The sequence below is a fragment of the Azoarcus olearius genome (assembly GCF_001682385.1).
GTDB classification, from domain to species: domain Bacteria; phylum Pseudomonadota; class Gammaproteobacteria; order Burkholderiales; family Rhodocyclaceae; genus Azoarcus; species Azoarcus olearius.
The window spans coordinates 3,830,823-3,849,301 of record NZ_CP016210.1 but is presented as its reverse complement, the minus strand read 5'-3'; the positions used below and the strand labels follow the sequence as shown (position 1 = coordinate 3,849,301).

Annotated in this window: 13 protein-coding genes and 4 tRNA genes; 16 read left to right on the top strand and 1 reads right to left on the bottom strand. The window is 63.0% G+C overall.

The annotated features are described in order from the left end of the window. Positions 1 to 70: 70 nt before the first annotated feature. Positions 71 to 1,480: an FAD-binding oxidoreductase gene (locus dqs_RS17625; RefSeq protein ID WP_065341279.1), complete on the bottom strand. Its 1,410-nt coding sequence runs from the start codon at positions 1,478 to 1,480 to the stop codon at positions 71 to 73. Between the two features lie 157 nt (positions 1,481 to 1,637). Here dqs_RS17625 and dqs_RS17620 point away from each other — a divergent pair. The 16 genes from dqs_RS17620 to fusA all read left to right on the top strand — a co-directional run bounded on the left by dqs_RS17620 (position 1,638) and on the right by fusA (position 18,456). Beyond that, a tRNA-Tyr gene (locus dqs_RS17620) sits at positions 1,638 to 1,722 on the top strand. Positions 1,723 to 1,807: 85 nt separating this feature from the next. Next, positions 1,808 to 1,881, top strand: a tRNA-Gly gene (locus dqs_RS17615). A gap of 21 nt (positions 1,882 to 1,902) precedes the next feature. Next, positions 1,903 to 1,977: transfer RNA gene (locus dqs_RS17610), tRNA-Thr, on the top strand. A 73-nt stretch (positions 1,978 to 2,050) separates the two neighbouring features. Then, positions 2,051 to 3,241, top strand: a complete 1,191-nt coding sequence (gene tuf, locus dqs_RS17605) for an elongation factor Tu (RefSeq protein ID WP_011767142.1) — start codon at positions 2,051 to 2,053, stop codon at positions 3,239 to 3,241. 25 nt (positions 3,242 to 3,266) lie between these two features. Next, positions 3,267 to 3,342 (top strand) — tRNA-Trp (locus dqs_RS17600). A 24-nt stretch (positions 3,343 to 3,366) separates the two neighbouring features. Next, entirely contained in the window at positions 3,367 to 3,714 is a 348-nt protein-coding gene (gene secE / locus dqs_RS17595) for a preprotein translocase subunit SecE (RefSeq protein ID WP_011767153.1), read from the top strand. A 2-nt stretch (positions 3,715 to 3,716) separates the two neighbouring features. Next, positions 3,717 to 4,250 carry a transcription termination/antitermination protein NusG gene (nusG, locus tag dqs_RS17590; protein ID WP_065341278.1) on the top strand — a complete coding sequence of 178 codons (534 nt, stop codon included), beginning with the start codon at positions 3,717 to 3,719 and terminating at the stop codon, positions 4,248 to 4,250. A gap of 104 nt (positions 4,251 to 4,354) precedes the next feature. Next, on the top strand, positions 4,355 to 4,786 hold the full coding sequence (gene rplK / locus dqs_RS17585; RefSeq protein WP_011767151.1) for a 50S ribosomal protein L11: 432 nt from the start codon (positions 4,355 to 4,357) through the stop codon (positions 4,784 to 4,786). A gap of 2 nt (positions 4,787 to 4,788) precedes the next feature. After that, a complete protein-coding gene (gene rplA / locus dqs_RS17580; RefSeq protein WP_011767150.1) occupies positions 4,789 to 5,484 on the top strand; it encodes a 50S ribosomal protein L1 in 696 nt (231 codons plus the stop codon). Positions 5,485 to 5,717: 233 nt separating this feature from the next. Further along, the gene (gene rplJ / locus dqs_RS17575; protein ID WP_011767149.1) at positions 5,718 to 6,221 is read left to right on the top strand and encodes a 50S ribosomal protein L10; all 504 of its coding nucleotides are present in this window, start codon (positions 5,718 to 5,720) and stop codon (positions 6,219 to 6,221) included. A gap of 51 nt (positions 6,222 to 6,272) precedes the next feature. Further along, complete coding sequence (rplL, locus tag dqs_RS17570) at positions 6,273 to 6,650, top strand: 50S ribosomal protein L7/L12 (RefSeq protein WP_011767148.1); 378 nt, start codon at positions 6,273 to 6,275, stop codon at positions 6,648 to 6,650. A 160-nt stretch (positions 6,651 to 6,810) separates the two neighbouring features. Next, positions 6,811 to 10,944, top strand: a complete 4,134-nt coding sequence (rpoB, locus tag dqs_RS17565) for a DNA-directed RNA polymerase subunit beta (protein ID WP_065341277.1) — start codon at positions 6,811 to 6,813, stop codon at positions 10,942 to 10,944. A 74-nt stretch (positions 10,945 to 11,018) separates the two neighbouring features. Then, positions 11,019 to 15,233 (top strand): DNA-directed RNA polymerase subunit beta', encoded by a 4,215-nt coding sequence (rpoC, locus tag dqs_RS17560; protein ID WP_011767146.1) that lies wholly within the window; start codon positions 11,019 to 11,021, stop codon positions 15,231 to 15,233. A 133-nt stretch (positions 15,234 to 15,366) separates the two neighbouring features. Further along, positions 15,367 to 15,744 (top strand): 30S ribosomal protein S12, encoded by a 378-nt coding sequence (rpsL, locus tag dqs_RS17555; RefSeq protein ID WP_011767145.1) that lies wholly within the window; start codon positions 15,367 to 15,369, stop codon positions 15,742 to 15,744. A 33-nt stretch (positions 15,745 to 15,777) separates the two neighbouring features. After that, the gene (rpsG, locus tag dqs_RS17550) at positions 15,778 to 16,248 is read left to right on the top strand and encodes a 30S ribosomal protein S7 (RefSeq protein WP_011767144.1); all 471 of its coding nucleotides are present in this window, start codon (positions 15,778 to 15,780) and stop codon (positions 16,246 to 16,248) included. A gap of 111 nt (positions 16,249 to 16,359) precedes the next feature. Then, positions 16,360 to 18,456 (top strand): elongation factor G, encoded by a 2,097-nt coding sequence (gene fusA, locus dqs_RS17545; protein ID WP_011767143.1) that lies wholly within the window; start codon positions 16,360 to 16,362, stop codon positions 18,454 to 18,456. Positions 18,457 to 18,479 lie beyond the last annotated feature (23 nt).

Genomic DNA, 18,479 nt, shown 5'->3' with positions numbered 1-18,479 from the left:
GCCGGCAACATCGTGGTCGCCTGCGGGCGACGGCTCAATCCTTGGATACCCTAAGCCAGCGCGGGTTCGTTCAATCCGCAGGCCACGGCACCACCTTGCCTGGATTCAACAAATTGTGCGGGTCGAGCGCCTGCTTGATCAGTCTCATCGTGCGAACCGCGTTTTCGCCGTGCTCCGCGGCAAGGAAGTGCTGCTTGCCCATCCCCACGCCGTGCTCGCCGGTGCAGGTGCCGCCTAGCGCCAGTGCGCGCTCGACGATGCGGTGGTTGAGCGCTTCCGCATGTTCGATCTCGGCCGGGTCGTCCGGATCGACGAGGATGATGGTGTGGAAGTTGCCGTCACCCACATGTCCGACGATGGGCGCGATGAAGCCGGAGGCCGCGATGTCGTCGCGCGTGCCGGCGACGCACTCAGCCAGCCGCGAGATCGGCACGCACACGTCCGAAGTGATGCCGCGGCTGCCGGGGCGAAGATTGAGGCTGGCGAAATAGACGTCGTGGCGGGCCGCCCACAGTCGGCTGCGCTCCTCGGGGCGGCTTGCCCACTCGAAGTCGAGTCCGCCGTGGTCGTGCGCCAGCGTCTGCACGATCCCGGCTTGCTCCTCGACCCCGGTAGGCGAGCCGTGAAACTCGAAGAACAGCATCGGCGCTTCGCGCAGGGTGGTCTTGCTGTAGCGATTGACCGCGCTCACCGTCAGCGCGTCGAGCAGTTCGATCCGCGCGACCGGAACACCGAGCTGGATGGTAGCGATGACGGTACGAACGGCGCTATCCACGTCGGGGAAGGCGCACACGGCGCTGGAAACCGCTTCCGGCAGCGGGTGAAGGCGTACCGTCAGTTCGGTGATGATGCCGAGCGTGCCTTCCGAGCCGATCAGAAGACGTGTGAGGTCGTAACCGGCGGAAGACTTGCGGGCCCGTCCTCCGGTGCGAACGATGCTGCCGTCCGCCATCACCGCCGTGAGGCCCAGCACGTTATCGCGCATCGTGCCGTAGCGGACCGCGTTGGTTCCCGACGCCCGCGTCGCGGCCATGCCGCCAAGGCTGGCATCGGCGCCGGGGTCGATCGGGAAGAACAGGCCGCTGCCGTGAAGCGCGGCATTGAGCTGCTTGCGGGTGACGCCCGGCTGTACGACCACGTCCATGTCCTCGGCGCGAATCGCCAGCACCTTGTTCATTTCGCTGAAGTCGAGGCAGATCCCGCCGCGGATCGCGAGGACGTGTCCCTCCAGCGACGTCCCGGCGCCGTAGGGGATCAGCGGAACGCCGTACTGCGCGCACCGCATTACCACCTCCGCAACCTCCTCGGTGGTGTGGGGAAACAGCACCGCCTGGGGCGGCGCGTCCGGGAAATGCGACTCGTCGTGCCCATGGTGGGCGCGAACACCGCCCGAGGTGGTGTAGCGGCTGCCGAATTTCGTCTGGAGTTCGGTGTCCAGCGCCTCGGGGAGCGCGGCGTTCGCGGGGGCCTGCTGTGTCATCTGTCGTCTCCTGGATATCGTTGTTATCTGGGATGGTGGTGCATTGTGGGCGACCGCCCGCGCGCGGGCCAGCGCCCAAGCGGGCGCTGTTCGCGGGAAATTGCACAAAGTGTTTGACAGCCGTTTGGAACGCCTCTATAGTGCGGCGCTTCTCGCAGGAGGGGTTCCCGAGCGGTCAAAGGGATCAGACTGTAAATCTGACGGCTCTGCCTTCGAAGGTTCGAATCCTTCCCCCTCCACCAAGTTTTTGCGTGTGTGCCTAGCGCGCCACGCGGCGGTAGATGCGAGTCGGCTGCGAGTCGGTGTCAGGTGTTTTGGCATGCGCGGGCGGGTGTAGCTCAATGGTAGAGCAGAAGCCTTCCAAGCTTACGACGAGGGTTCGATTCCCTTCACCCGCTCCAGGTTGCGTTGTTGTGTGCAGTGCCCATGTAGCTCAGTGGTAGAGCACTCCCTTGGTAAGGGAGAGGCCACGTGTTCAATCCACGTCATGGGCACCATTCTTATGCCGCGTCAGGCGTGCGGTTCCGGGTTCGTCCCTGGGATTTCTGATTCTGATTAAAAGGTGTCGATATGGCTAAGGGTAAGTTCGAGCGGACGAAACCGCACGTAAACGTTGGTACGATCGGTCACGTTGACCATGGCAAGACGACGCTGACGGCGGCGATCACCACGATTCTGTCGAAGAAGTTCGGCGGTGAAGCGAAGGCCTACGACCAGATCGACGCGGCGCCGGAAGAAAAGGCGCGTGGCATCACGATCAACACCGCGCACGTCGAGTACGAAACCGCGACCCGTCACTACGCCCACGTCGATTGCCCGGGCCACGCCGACTACGTCAAGAACATGATCACCGGCGCTGCGCAGATGGACGGCGCGATCTTGGTGTGTTCGGCCGCGGACGGCCCGATGCCGCAGACCCGCGAGCACATCCTGCTGGCGCGTCAGGTCGGTGTGCCGTACATCATCGTCTTCCTGAACAAGTGCGACATGGTCGACGACGAAGAGCTGCTCGAGCTGGTCGAAATGGAAGTGCGCGAGCTCCTCTCCAAGTACGACTTCCCGGGCGACGACATCCCCATCGTCAAGGGTTCGGCGCTGAAGGCGCTCGAAGGCGACCAGTCCGACATCGGCGAGCCGGCGATCTTCCGCCTGGCCGACGCGCTGGACAGCTACATCCCGACCCCGGAACGTGCGATCGACAAGCCCTTCCTGCTGCCGATCGAAGACGTGTTCTCGATCTCCGGCCGCGGTACCGTGGTGACCGGTCGTGTCGAGCGCGGCATCGTGAAGGTTGGCGAAGAAATCGAAATCGTCGGCATCAAGCCCACCGTCAAGACCACCTGCACCGGCGTGGAAATGTTCCGCAAGCTGCTGGACCAGGGTCAGGCGGGCGACAACGTCGGCGTGCTGCTGCGCGGCACCAAGCGTGAAGACGTCGAGCGTGGCCAGGTGCTGTGCAAGCCGGGTTCGATCACCCCGCACACCCACTTCACCGGCGAAATCTACGTGCTGTCGAAGGAAGAGGGCGGTCGTCACACCCCGTTCTTCAACAACTACCGTCCGCAGTTCTACTTCCGTACCACCGACGTGACCGGTTCGATCTCGCTGCCCGAAGGCACCGAGATGGTCATGCCGGGCGACAACGTGTCGATCACCGTGAAGCTGATCGCCCCGATCGCCATGGAAGAAGGTCTGCGTTTCGCCATCCGTGAAGGCGGTCGTACCGTCGGCGCCGGCGTCGTTGCCAAGATCATCGAGTAAGGGTGCGCTTTGTAGTCTCTGCCGCAGGGGCATAGCTCAATTGGCAGAGCGTCGGTCTCCAAAACCGAAGGTTGGGGGTTCGATTCCCTCTGCCCCTGCCATACTTTCCGGAAGTCACGACCCAGATGGCCGATAAGTTGAAGGTTGCGCTGGCGATCTTTTTGGTTGCAGCCGGCGTGGTCGGCTTTTACCTGCTGTCCGATCAGGCGCTGGTTCTGCGTGTGCTTTCCGTGCTCGCCGGTCTTGCTGCAGGCGTCACGGTTGCCTGGTTTTCCGAGCCGGGCCGCCGCTTCGCCGAGTTCGCACGCGAGGCCGTGGTCGAGACGAAAAAGGTTGTCTGGCCGAGCCGCAAGGAAACGGTGCAGACCACCGGTATGGTGTTCGCCTTCGTTGTCGTGATGGCGATCTTTCTCTGGCTGACGGACAAGAGCCTGGAGTGGGTGTTGTACGACCTGATTCTGGGCTGGAAATGATCATGACGAAGCGCTGGTATGTCGTGCATGCGTATTCGGGCTTCGAGAAGTCCGTGCAGCGTGCGCTGGTCGACCGCATCAATCGCGCCGGCATGCAGGATGCGTTCGGTCAGATCCTCGTGCCTGTCGAGGAAGTAATCGAGATGAAAGGCGGGCAGAAGAGCATTTCTGAACGCAAGTTCTTCCCCGGCTACGTGCTCGTCGAAATGGAAATGAACGACGAGTCCTGGCACCTCGTCAAATCGACGCCCAAGGTCACCGGTTTTGTCGGCGGTACTGCCAACAAGCCAACTCCGATTTCCGAAAAGGAAGTCGAGAAGATCATGCAGCAGATGCAGGAAGGCGTCGACAAGCCGCGTCCCAAGGTGTTGTTCGAAACCGGCGAAGTGGTGCGCGTGAAGGAAGGCCCTTTCACCGACTTCCATGGTTCGGTTGAAGACGTGAACTACGAAAAGAGCAAGCTGCGGGTGTCGGTGACCATCTTCGGTCGCGCGACGCCGGTAGAACTGGATTTCGCTCAAGTCGAAAAGACTTGAGTGATAGGGCGGGTGCGCTGCACCCGCCTTTGCCCGTTCACGCGGGCATTACGAGGAGCGCCGGATTTCCGGTGCGCTTGTACTCAACTCAGGAGTCAGCCTAAATGGCAAAGAAGATTATCGGTTACATCAAGCTGCAGGTGCCGGCGGGCAAGGCCAACCCCAGCCCCCCGATCGGTCCGGCGCTGGGTCAGCGCGGTCTGAACATCATGGAATTCTGCAAGGCCTTCAATGCCAAGACTCAGGGCTTGGAGCCTGGTCTGCCGATTCCGGTGGTGATCACCGCGTTTGCCGACAAGAGCTTCACCTTCATCATGAAGACGCCGCCGGCGACCATTCTGATCAAGAAGGCGGCTGGCATCCAGAAGGGCTCTCCGAAGCCCCATACCGACAAGGTCGGCTCGATCTCGCGCGCCCAGGTCGAGGAAATCGCCAAGACCAAGATGCCTGACCTCACCGCTGCCGATATGGAAGCCGCCGTGCGTACGATCGCCGGTTCCGCCCGCAGCATGGGCATCACCGTGGAGGGTCTGTAATCATGGCCAAGATTTCCAAGCGTGTTCAGGCGCTCCGCGCCAAGGTCGACCGCAACCGCATCTACCCGGTCGCGGAAGCGCTGGCGCTGGTGAAGGAATGCGCCACTGCCAAGTTTGACGAATCCATCGACGTCGCCGTGAATCTCGGCGTCGACGCGCGTAAGTCCGATCAGGTGGTCCGCGGCTCCGTCGTGCTGCCCGCCGGCACCGGCAAGACCGTTCGCGTGGCGGTGTTCGCCCAGGGCGACAAGGCCGAGGCGGCCCGCGCCGCGGGTGCCGATGTGGTCGGTTTTGACGATCTCGCCGAGCAGGTCAAGGGCGGCACCATCGACTTCGACCTCTGCATCGCCACTCCGGACGCCATGCGCGTTGTCGGTCAGCTCGGCCAGATCCTCGGTCCGCGCGGCCTGATGCCGAACCCGAAGGTCGGTACCGTCACGATGGACGTGACCACCGCGGTGAAGAACGCCAAGGCCGGTCAGGTCCAGTACCGCACCGACAAGGGCGGCCTGGTGCACGCCACCATCGGTCGCGCCTCGTTCGGTGTCGAAGCGCTGCAACAGAACTTGAATGCGTTTATCGAAGCGCTGGTCAAGGCCCGTCCGGCCGCCGCGAAGGGCGTCTATCTGCGCCGCGTCGCGGTCTCCAGCACGATGGGCGCGGGCGTCCGCGTCGAGCCGACCACCGCTTCGGCTTAACGCAAAGCAGGAACTTTGGGACGTCCCTGCGGCTCTCGCTGCAGGGGCGGATCGTCAAAGACCGCAGGTGCGGATGGTCGAGCATCCGTTTAAGCGTCCGTGAGGAAGGCCTGCGCAGACGGTGAGCCCAGAACAGGATTTTGGTCCTCCAGACCGCACTCCTGATCCAGGTCGCCGTGGGTGTGAGGTGCCAATCGGCATCTCGCGTGTGGACTTGAAAGGAGGAAAGACCCGTGGGTCTCAATCTCGATGACAAGAAAGCCGTAGTGGCAGAGGTGTCGGCACAGGTTGCCAACGCCCAGACCATCGCGGTGGCCGAGTATCGCGGCATTGCAGTGGGCGATCTCACTGCGCTGCGTGCCAAGGCCCGCGAATCTGGCGTGTACCTGCGTGTGCTGAAGAACACCCTGGTGCGTCGTGCGATCGCGGAAACCCCGTTTGCCGGCTTGGCCGACCAATTGACCGGTCCGCTGATCTACGGCATCTCCGAGGATCCCGTCGCCGCGGCCAAGGTGCTCAACGACTTCGCCAAGGGTAACGACAAGCTGGTGCTGAAGGCCGGTTCCTATGCGGGCAACGTGCTCGACAAGGCCGGTGTGCAGGCGCTGGCTTCGATCCCGAGCCGCGAGGAACTGCTCGCCAAGCTGCTGGGCGTCATGCAGGCGCCGGTCTCCGGCTTCGCCGGTGCGCTCGCCGCCCTCGCCAAGAAGCGCGAGGAAGAAGGCGCGGCTGCCTGAGCTTCCGCTACTACCGTTTTCAGAATACGTTCGATTTTGGAGTGATTTGATATGGCTATCAGCAAAGACGATATCCTCGAAGCCGTTGGCTCGATGACTGTGATGGAACTGAACGACCTGGTGAAGGCGTTCGAAGAGAAGTTCGGTGTGTCCGCTGCCGCGCTGGCCGTGGCTGCTCCGGGTGCCGGCGGCGCTGCTGCTCCGGCTGCCGAAGAGAAGACCGAGTTCGACGTGATCCTGACCGCCGCCGGCGAGAAGAAGGTCGAAGTCATCAAGGTCGTCCGTGCCGCTACCGGCCTGGGCCTGAAGGAAGCGAAGGACGTCGTCGACGGCGCCCCGAAGGCTGTGAAGGAAGGCATCGCCAAGGCCGACGCCGAAGCGCTGAAGAAGCAACTGGAAGACGCTGGCGCCAAGGTCGAGATCAAGTAATTCTCGCTTTCGCCGCAGGGCTGGCGCTCTCACGAGCGCCAGCCCTTTCGTGCTTTGTATCAAGCGTGAAGCCAGAACCGAGCGCCTTTCGTCATCCGAGGCCCTTCGTTCTGTCTTCCCGACGTTCGACCCCTAGTTCGACCTACTAGCCGGAGCATTCATGGCGTATTCCTACACCGAAAAGAAGCGTATCCGCAAGAGCTTCGCCAAGCGCGCGGCCGTGCTTGATGCGCCTTTCCTGCTCGCCACCCAGATTGAGTCGTTTGCCTCCTTCCTGCAAGCCGAGACTCCGCCGGAGTCGCGTTTCAACCAGGGCCTGCAGGCAGCGTTCACCTCGATCTTTCCGATTTCGAGCCACAGCGGCAACGCCCGGCTCGAGTTCGTCCAGTACATGCTGGGCGAGCCGGCCTTTGACGTGAAGGAATGCCAACAGCGCGGTCTGACGTTTGCTTCGCCGCTGCGCGCCCGCGTGCGGCTGGTGATCATGGATCGCGAGGCGCCGAAGGAGACGATCAAGGAAGTCAAGGAGCAGGAGGTGTACATGGGCGAAATCCCGCTCATGACCACCACCGGATCCTTCGTGATCAACGGGACCGAGCGTGTCATCGTGTCCCAGCTGCACCGTTCGCCCGGCGTGTTCTTCGAGCACGACCGCGGCAAGACGCATTCGTCGGGCAAGCTGCTGTTCTCGGCGCGCATCATCCCCTACCGCGGTTCGTGGCTCGATTTCGAGTTCGATCCCAAGGACTACCTGTATTTCCGCGTCGACCGTCGGCGCAAGATGCCGGTCACCATCCTGCTGCGCGCAATCGGCATGACGCCGGAAGAGATCCTCGAAACCTTCCACGACTTCGATGCCTTCCACCTGTCCGCCGAGGGTGCCCAGTTCGAACTGGTGCCGGATCGCCTGCGTGGTGAGGTTGCGCGCTTCGATATCGTCGACCCCACGGGCAAGGTCATCGTTGCCCGCGACAAGCGCATCACCGCCAAGCACATCCGCGAACTCGATCAGGCCGGCATCAAGATGATCGGCGTTCCGGATGACTTCGTCCTGGGCCGCATCATCGCCCGTAACGTCGTCGACCCCGAAACCGGCGAACTGCTGGCCCGCGCCAACGAGGAGATCACCGAGGACCTGCTCGGCAAGCTGCGCGACGCGGGTGTCCGCGATCTGGTGACGCTGTATGTGAACGACCTCGATCGCGGCGCCTACATCTCGTCCACGCTGCGTATCGACGAAACCGCCGACCAGTGGGCGGCGCGCGTCGCGATCTACCGCATGATGCGTCCGGGCGAGCCGCCCACCGAGGAGGCGGTCGAAGCGCTGTTCCAGGGCCTGTTCTACGCGCCGGAGCGTTACGACCTCTCCACCGTTGGCCGCATGAAGTTCAACCGTCGCGCCTATCCTGAGAAGATCGACGACAAGGCGCCGGGCTGGCTCAAGCGCTTCTACGACAAGGTCGGTCCGCATGGCGAGGAAGGCGAAGGCGTGCTCGCCAACGAGGACATCCTCGCGGTGATCGGCGTGCTGGTCGAGCTGCGCAACGGGCGCGGTGAGATCGACGATATCGACCACCTCGGCAACCGTCGTGTGCGTTCGGTTGGCGAACTCGCCGAGAACCAGTTCCGGGCCGGTCTGGTGCGCGTCGAGCGTGCGGTCAAGGAACGCCTGTCGCAGGCTGAATCCGACAACCTGATGCCCCATGACCTGATCAACGCCAAGCCGATCTCGGCCGCGATCAAGGAGTTCTTCGGCTCGAGCCAGCTCTCCCAGTTCATGGACCAGACCAATCCGCTGTCCGAGATCACCCACAAGCGCCGCGTCTCGGCGCTCGGCCCGGGCGGTCTGACGCGTGAGCGTGCCGGCTTCGAAGTGCGCGACGTGCATCCGACCCACTACGGCCGCGTGTGCCCGATCGAGACCCCGGAAGGTCCGAACATCGGTCTGATCAACTCGCTCGCGGTGTATGCCCGCACCAACCGCCACGGCTTCCTCGAGACGCCGTACCGCAAGGTGACCGACGGCAAGGTCACGGACCAGATCGACTTCCTCTCCGCGATCGAAGAAGGCCAGTACGTGATCGCCCAGGCGAACGCGGAAATCGGCGGCGACGGCGCGCTTGAAGGCGACCTGGTTTCGTGCCGCCACAAGGGTGAGTTCATGCTGGCGACCGCCGATCAGGTCCAGTACATGGACGTGGCGCCGGGCCAGATCGTGTCGGTTGCCGCCTCGCTGATTCCGTTCCTGGAACACGACGATGCGAACCGCGCGCTGATGGGCGCCAACATGCAGCGTCAGGCGGTGCCCTGCCTGCGTCCCGAAAAGCCGCTGGTCGGTACCGGTATCGAACGCACGGTCGCGGTCGACTCCGGCACCGCGGTGCAGGCGATGCGGGGCGGTGTGGTGGACTACGTGGATGCGCAGCGCGTTGTGGTGCGGGTGAACGACAACGAAGCCCTCGCGGGCGAAGTCGGTGTCGACATCTACAACATGATCAAGTACACCCGCTCCAACCAGAACACCAACATCAACCAGCGTCCGGTGGTGCGGGTGGGCGATCTGATCGCCAAGGGTGACGTGATCGCAGACGGCGCTTCGACCGACCTCGGCGAACTTGCCCTCGGCCAGAACATGCTGGTCGCGTTCATGCCGTGGAACGGCTACAACTTCGAAGACTCGATCCTGATCTCCGAGCGCGTGGTGGCGGATGATCGTTTCACCTCGATCCACGTCGAAGAACTCACCGTGGTCGCACGCGACACCAAGCTCGGGCCCGAGGAAATCACCCGCGACATCGCGTCGTTGGGCGAAGCCCAGCTGTCGCGCCTGGACGAATCCGGCATCGTCTACATCGGTGCCGAAGTCGAAGCCGGCGACGTGCTGGTCGGCAAGGTCACGCCGAAGGGCGAGACCCAGCTGACGCCGGAAGAAAAGCTGCTGCGCGCGATCTTCGGCGAGAAGGCGTCGGACGTGAAGGACACCTCGCTGCGCGTGCCGTCCGGCATGACCGGCACCGTGATCGACGTCCAGGTCTTCACCCGTGAAGGCATCGAACGCGACAAGCGCGCGCAGTCGATCATCGACGACCAGCTGCGCAGCTTCAAGACGGACCTCGCCGACCAGATGCGCATCGTCGAGCGCGACGCGTTCGCCCGTATCCAGCGCATGATCGTTGGCCAGAAGGCCAACGGCGGTCCCAAAAAGCTGGCCAAGGGCGCGGCGATCACCGCCGAGTACCTGGAAACCCTCGAGTTCTATCACTGGTTCGACATCCGCATGGCGGATGAAGAGCTGGCGATCCAGCTCGAAGCGGTGCGCGAAGGTCTGGAGAAGACGCGCAAGGACTTCGAGCAGGCCTTCGAGATCAAGAAGAAGAAGCTCACCCAGGGCGACGAACTGCCCCCGGGCGTGCAGAAGATGGTCAAGGTCTATCTGGCGGTGAAGCGTCGTCTGCAGCCGGGCGACAAGATGGCCGGCCGTCACGGTAACAAGGGTGTGGTGTCCAAGATCGTTCCGGTCGAAGACATGCCTTACATGGAAGACGGCACCCCGGTCGATATCGTGCTCAACCCGCTCGGCGTGCCCTCGCGGATGAACATCGGTCAGATTCTCGAAACCCACCTCGGCTGGGCGGCGAAGGGCCTGGGCCAGAAGATCGATCGCCTCCTGCGCGCCAACGCGGCGGCGGGCGAAGTGCGCGGCCTGCTCGAGGAAATCTACAACGGCAGCGGCAAGCCGGAGGATTTCAGCGAATTTACCGACGGCGACGTGATCGAACTGGCTACTAACCTGAAGAAGGGCGTGCCGTTCGCAACCCCGGTGTTCGACGGCGCGAAGGAAGAGGAGATCGCCAAGATGCTCGAACTGGCCGGACTGCCGGTGGGCGGTCAGGTCACGCTGTTCGACGGTCGCACCGGCGAGGCCTTCGAGCGCAAGGTGACGGTGGGCTACAAGCACGTGCTTAAGCTGCACCACCTGGTCGATGACAAGATGCACGCCCGCTCGACCGGCCCGTACTCGCTGGTTACCCAACAGCCGCTGGGTGGCAAGGCGCAGTTCGGCGGCCAGCGTTTCGGGGAAATGGAAGTCTGGGCACTGGAAGCCTACGGCGCGGCTTACACGCTGCAGGAAATGCTGACGGTGAAGTCCGACGACGTGACCGGCCGGACCAAGGTGTACGAAAACATCGTCAAGGGCGAACACAAGATCGATTCCGGCATGCCGGAGTCCTTCAACGTGCTGGTGAAGGAAATCCGCTCGCTCGCGATCGACATCGATCTCGACCGCGAGTGACCCGGAAGCCAAACCTGCCTGCGATTGAATCCCGGGGACGCGGCTTCGCCGCCGCGTCCCGGATGGAGTGATACATGAAGAGCCTGCTCGCTGACCTGTTCAAGCAAACCCTGCCGAACGAGGAAGAGTTCGACGCGATCACCATCGGTCTCGCGTCGCCGGATAAGATCCGCTCGTGGTCCTACGGTGAGGTGAAGAAGCCCGAGACCATCAACTACCGTACCTTCAAGCCGGAACGCGACGGCCTGTTCTGCGCCAAGATTTTCGGCCCGGTGAAGGACTACGAGTGCCTGTGCGGCAAGTACAAGCGCCTCAAGCACCGTGGTGTGATCTGCGAGAAGTGCGGCGTCGAGGTGACCCTCTCCAAGGTGCGCCGCGAGCGCATGGGTCACATCGAACTGGCCAGCCCGGTTGCCCACATCTGGTTCCTGAAGAGCCTGCCGAGCCGCCTCGGCATGGTGCTCGACATGACCCTGCGCGACATCGAGCGCGTGCTGTACTTCGAAGCCTTCGTCGTGGTTGAGCCGGGCATGACCCCGCTCAACCGCGCCCAGCTGCTCACCGAAGACGACTACCTCGCCAAGGTCGAGGAATACGGCGACGACTTCGACGCCGTGATGGGTGCCGAGGGCATCCGCGAGCTGCTGCGCACGCTCGACGTGAACCAGGAGATCGAACGCCTGCGTTCCGACCTGGAGACGACCGGTTCCGAAGCCAAGATCAAGAAGTTCTCCAAGCGCCTGAAGGTGCTTGAGGCCTTCCAGCAATCCGGCATCAAGCCGGAATGGATGATCCTGGAAGTGCTGCCGGTGCTGCCGCCGGATCTGCGCCCGCTGGTGCCGCTGGATGGTGGCCGCTTCGCGACGTCCGACCTGAACGACCTCTACCGCCGCGTCATCAACCGCAACAACCGCCTGAAGCGCCTGCTCGAACTGAAGGCGCCGGACATCATCGTCCGCAACGAAAAGCGCATGCTGCAGGAGTCGGTGGACTCCCTGCTCGACAACGGCCGCCGCGGCAAGGCGATGACCGGTGCCAACAAGCGTCCGCTGAAGTCGCTGGCCGACATGATCAAGGGCAAGGGCGGCCGCTTCCGCCAGAACCTGCTCGGCAAGCGGGTGGACTACTCCGGTCGTTCCGTGATTACCGTGGGCCCGCAGCTCAAGCTGCACCAGTGCGGTCTGCCCAAGCTGATGGCGCTCGAGCTGTTCAAGCCCTTCATCTTCAACAAGCTCGAACTGATGGGGCTGGCGACGACCATCAAGCAGGCCAAGAAGATGGTGGAGTCGCAGGAGCCGGTGGTGTGGGACATCCTCGAAGATGTCATCCGCGAACACCCGGTGATGCTGAACCGCGCGCCCACGCTGCACCGTCTCGGCATCCAGGCTTTTGAGCCGGTGCTGATCGAAGGCAAGGCGATCCAGCTGCATCCGCTGGTCTGCGTGGCGTTCAACGCCGACTTCGACGGTGACCAGATGGCCGTCCACGTGCCGCTGTCGCTGGAAGCGCAAATGGAAGCGCGCACGCTGATGCTGGCCTCCAACAACGTGCTGTCGCCCGCCAACGGCGACCCGATCATCGTTCCGTCGCAGGACATCGTGCTCGGCCTGTACTACGCGACCCGCGAAGGCGTGAACGTGCCGGGCGAAGGCATGCTGTTTACCGACGTGGGTGAAGTGAAGCGCGCCTACGAGTCGGGTCAGATCTCGCTGCACGCCCGCGTGACGGTGCGTCTGAAGGAGTTCGACCGCGGTCCGGAGGGGGAGCGCATCGAGCGCGTGGTGCGTCACAACACCACCGCCGGCCGTGCCATCCTGTCGGAGATCCTGCCGGCAGGCCTGCCTTTCAGCGTGATCGACAAGCCGCTGAAGAAGAAGGAAATCTCGAAGCTGATCAACGCGTCGTTCCGCCGCTGCGGCCTGCGCGCGACGGTGATCTTCGCCGATCAGCTGATGCAATACGGCTACCGTCTCGCGACCCGCGCCGGTATCTCGATCGCGGTCAAGGACATGCTGGTGCCGGATCTGAAGGAAGACCTGATCCGCGCCGCCGAAGCCGAAGTCAAGGAAATCGCACAGCAGTACACGTCGGGTCTGGTGACCGACGGCGAGCGCTACAACAAGGTCGTGGATATCTGGGGGCGCTGCGGCGACCAGGTGGCCAAGGCGATGATGGAGCAGCTCGGCCAGGAGCCGGTGGTCGACCGCAACGGCAATACCGTTAAGCAGGAAGCGTTCAACTCCATCTACATGATGGCCGACTCCGGGGCCCGTGGTTCGGCGGCGCAGATCCGTCAGCTGGCCGGCATGCGCGGCCTGATGGCGAAACCGGACGGCTCGATCATCGAGACGCCGATCACGACCAACTTCCGCGAAGGCCTGAACGTTCTGCAGTACTTCATCTCGACCCACGGCGCCCGTAAGGGTCTGGCGGATACCGCGCTGAAGACCGCGAACTCCGGCTACCTCACCCGCCGTCTGGTCGACGTGACGCAGGATCTGGTCGTCATCGAAGACGATTGCGGCACGCGCGAAGGCTTCAACATGAAGGCCCTGATCGAGGGCGGTGAAGTGGTCGAACCGCTGCGCGAACGCATCCTCGGCCGCGTCTGCGCCGAGGACGTGGTCAATCCGGATACCCAGGAAACCGCCATCGAGGCCGGCACCCTGCTCGACGAGGACATGGTCGACCTGATCGAAAGCCTCGGCGTCGATGAGGTCAAGGTCCGCACCCCGCTGACCTGCGAAACGCGCTACGGCCTGTGCGCCAAGTGCTATGGCCGCGACCTCGGCCGCGGCGCGATGGTCAATGCCGGCGAGGCCGTCGGCGTCATCGCGGCGCAGTCGATCGGCGAGCCGGGCACGCAGCTGACCATGCGTACCTTCCACGTCGGTGGCGCGGCCTCCCGGGCGGCTGCGGCGAGCGGTGTCGAAGCCAAGTCGAGCGGTACGATCCGCTTCGCCGGCAACATGCGCTACGTGGCCAACGCCAAGGGCGAGAAGGTCGTCATTGCACGTTCCGCCGAAGTGGTGGTGGCCGACGACATGGGCCGCGAGCGTGAGCGTCACAAGCTGCCGTACGGCGCGATGCTGCTGGTCGATGACGGCGCCCAGGTCAAGGCAGGCGCCCAACTGGCGTCGTGGGATCCGCACACCCGCCCGATCGTCACCGAGTACTCCGGTACGGTGAAGTTCGAGAACGTCGAAGAAGGCGTGACGGTTGCGAAGCAGATCGACGAGGTCACCGGCCTGTCGACGCTCGTGGTCATCGATTCGAAGCGTCGCTCCAGCTCCGGCGCCGCCAAGGGCGTGCGTCCGCAGGTGAAGCTGCTGGACGAGAACGGCGAAGAGGTGCGGATCGCCGGCACCGACCACGCGGTCGCGATCACCTTCCAGGTCGGCTCGCTGATCACCGTGAAGGACGGCCAGCAGGTCAGCGTCGGCGACATCCTGGCCCGTATCCCGCAGGAATCGGCGAAGACGCGCGACATTACCGGCGGTCTGCCGCGTGTGGCGGAACTGTTCGAAGCGCGTTCGCCGAAGGACGCCGGCCTGCTGGCCGAGTACACCGGTACGGTTTCGTTCGGCAAGGACACCAAGGGCAAGCAGCGTCTCGTGATCACCGAGCCGGACGGCACGGTGCATGAGTTCCTGATCCCGAAGGACAAGCACCTGATGGTCCACGACGGCCAGGTGGTGAACAAGGGTGAGCTGATCGTCGACGGTCCGGCGGATCCGCACGACATCCTGCGTCTGCAGGGCATCAACGAACTTGCGCGCTACATCATCGACGAGGTGCAGGACGTCTATCGTCTGCAAGGCGTGAAGATCAACGACAAGCACATCGAGGTGATCGTCCGCCAGATGCTGCGTCGCGTCGTCATCACCGATCCGGGCGATACCAAGTTCATCCGCGAGGAGCAGGTCGAGCGCTCGGAAGTGCTGGACGAGAACGATCGCATCGAGGCGGAAGGCAAGCTGCCGGCGCAGTACGAAAACGTGCTGCTGGGTATTACCAAGGCGTCGCTGTCCACCGACTCGTTCATCTCGGCGGCCTCGTTCCAGGAAACCACCCGCGTGCTGACCGAAGCGGCGATCATGGGCAAGCGCGACGAACTGCGTGGCCTGAAGGAGAACGTCATCGTCGGTCGCCTGATCCCCGCCGGTACCGGCCTGGCCTACCACCGCAGCCGTCGCTCGCAGTCGGCCGGAGAGGACCTCGGCATCGAGCACGCGTGGGCGCCGATCGAAACGCCCGCCGAGGAGCAGCACGACATTTCCGCGAGTTGACTCCGGCGGGATAATCGGAATAAAATCCGGCCTCTTTTTGTGGACTGACCAATCGTAGTCAGTCGCAGCCGGAATAATCCGCCCGAGGCGGCCCGTGGTGGGCTGCCTCGGTTTTTTGGGAAATTCTTAAGCTATGCCAACAATCAATCAGCTTGTCCGCAAGCCGCGTCAGATGGACGTCGTCAAGAGCAAGGTTCCTGCTCTCGAAGCCTGCCCGCAGAAGCGCGGCGTCTGCACCCGTGTCTATACCACGACCCCGAAGAAGCCGAACTCCGCGCTGCGTAAGGTTGCGAAGGTTCGTCTGACCAATGGTTTCGAGGTCATCTCCTACATCGGCGGCGAAGGTCACAACCTGCAGGAGCACTCGGTTGTCCTGATCCGCGGCGGCCGTGTGAAGGACTTGCCTGGTGTGCGTTATCACATCGTGCGTGGTTCCCTTGACCTTCAAGGCGTCAAGGACCGGAAGCAGTCGCGCTCGAAGTACGGCGCCAAGCGTCCGAAGAAAGCCTGATTGTCGGCACACGAAAATTATTGAGAGGTTGTCATGCCGCGTCGTCGTGAAGTACCGAAGCGTGAAGTTCTCCCGGATCCGAAGTTCGCTTCCCAGGATGTTTCCAAGTTCATCAACGTGATCATGCAGTCCGGCAAGAAGTCGGTTGCGGAGCGCATCGTCTACGGCGCGTTCGATCACATCACCGCGAAGGCGAGCAAGGATCCGCTCGAAGTGTTCGCGGCCGCCGTTGCCAACGTGAAGCCGGTTGTTGAAGTGAAGAGCCGCCGCGTCGGTGGTGCCAACTACCAGGTTCCGGTCGAAGTGCGTCCGTCGCGCCGCATGGCGCTGTCGATGCGCTGGTTGCGCGAAGCTGCGCGCAAGCGTGCCGAAAAGTCGATGGCTCAGCGCCTCGCTGGCGAGCTGCTCGAGGCGGCGGAAGGCCGCGGCGCCGCGATGAAGAAGCGCGAAGAAGTGCACCGGATGGCCGAAGCCAACAAGGCGTTCTCGCACTACCGCTTCTGATCTGTACGGTCGGCGGTAATTCGGGCCCTGTGAAGGGCTCGATTGTTTTGTAACGCAACAATCAGATCATCGCGCTTTTCAACGCGATTACCGGAAGGCAGGAATAACATCGTGGCTCGCAAGACTCCTATTGAGCGCTACCGCAATATCGGTATTTCCGCTCACATCGACGCCGGCAAGACGACTACCACCGAGCGGATCCTTTACTACACCGGTGTGAACCACAAGATCGGTGAAGTGCATGACGGCGCCGCAACCATGGACTGGATGGCGCAGGAGCAGGAGCGCGGGATCACGATCACGTCCGCGGCGACGACCTGCTTCTGGAAGGGCATGGATCTGAACTTCCCCGAGCATCGCTTCAACATCATCGACACCCCGGGGCACGTCGACTTCACCATCGAAGTCGAGCGTTCCATGCGCGTGCTCGACGGCGCCTGCATGGTGTATTGCGCCGTCGGTGGCGTGCAGCCCCAGTCGGAGACCGTGTGGCGCCAGGCGACCAAGTACAAGGTGCCGCGTCTCGCGTTCGTCAACAAGATGGACCGCTCGGGCGCCAACTTCTACAAGGTCGTCGACCAGATGAAGATGCGTCTGAAGGCCAACCCGGTGCCTATCGTGCTGCCGATCGGCGCGGAAGAAGGCTTCAAGGGTGTCGTCGATCTGATCAAGATGAAGGCGATCATCTGGGACGAAGCCTCCCAGGGCATGAAGTTCGAGTATCAGGACATCCCGGCCGAACTCCAGGGCGATGCCGAAACCTGGCGCGAGCAGATGGTTGAAGCGGCCGCCGAGGCCAACGAAGACCTGATGAACGAGTATCTCGAGAACGGCGATCTGTCCGAAGAGAAGATCAAGCTCGGTCTGCGCACCCGTACGATCGCGTGTGAAATCCAGCCGATGCTGTGCGGTACCGCCTTCAAGAACAAGGGCGTGCAGCGCATGCTCGACGCGGTCATCGAGTTCCTGCCGTCGCCGGTCGATATCCCGCCTGTTGCCGGTGTGGACGACAACGAGAAGGAAGTCACCCGCAAGGCGGATGACAAGGAAAAGTTTGCTGCGCTCGCGTTCAAGCTGATGACCGACCCGTTCGTCGGCCAGCTGACCTTCGTTCGCGTCTATTCCGGCGTGCTGAATTCCGGTGAGACCGTGCTGAACTCGGTCAAGAACAAGAAGGAGCGCATCGGCCGCATCCTGCAGATGCACGCGAACGAGCGCGAGGAAATCAAGGAAGTGCTCGCTGGCGACATCGCTGCGTGCGTGGGTCTGAAGGAAGTGACCACCGGCGAGACGCTGTGCGATCCGTCGGCGCCGATCATCCTGGAGCGCATGGTGTTCCCGGATCCGGTGATCCACGTCGCTGTCGAGCCGAAGACCAAGGGCGACCAGGAAAAGATGGGTATCGCGCTGGGCCGCCTGGCTGCGGAGGATCCGTCCTTCCGTGTGCGCACGGACGAAGAGTCTGGCCAGACCATCATTTCCGGTATGGGTGAGCTGCACCTCGAGATCATCGTTGACCGCATGAAGCGCGAGTTCAACGTCGAAGCCAACGTGGGTGCGCCGCAGGTTGCGTACCGCGAGGCGATCCGCAAGGCGGTCGAACAGGAAGGCAAGTTCGTCAAGCAGTCCGGCGGCCGCGGTCAGTACGGTCACGTCTGGATCAAGCTGGAGCCGAACGAAACCGGCAAGGGCTACGAGTTCGTCGACGCGATCAAGGGTGGCGTGGTGCCGCGCGAGTACATCCCGGCGGTCGACAAGGGTCTGCAGGAAACGCTGCCTAATGGCGTTCTGGCCGGCTTCCCGGTGGTTGACGTCAAGGTCACGCTGTTCGACGGCTCCTACCACGACGTCGATTCGAATGAAAACGCGTTCAAGATGGCTGCTTCGATGGCCTTCAAGGACGCGATGCGCAAGGCCAATCCGATCCTGCTCGAGCCGATGATGGCGGTGGTGGTCGAGACGCCGGAAGATTACATGGGCAACGTGATGGGCGACCTGTCCGGTCGTCGGGGCATTGTCCAGGGCATGGACGATCTGCCTGGCGGCATGAAGGAGATCAAGGCCGAGGTTCCGCTGGCCGAGATGTTCGGCTACGCGACCCAGCTGCGTTCGCTGACTCAGGGCCGCGCCACCTACTCCATGGAATTCAAGCACTACTCCGAAGCGCCGAAGAGCGTCGCGGAGGCGGTGATCAGCAATCGCAAGTAATCAACCGAAACCTCACGAGGACA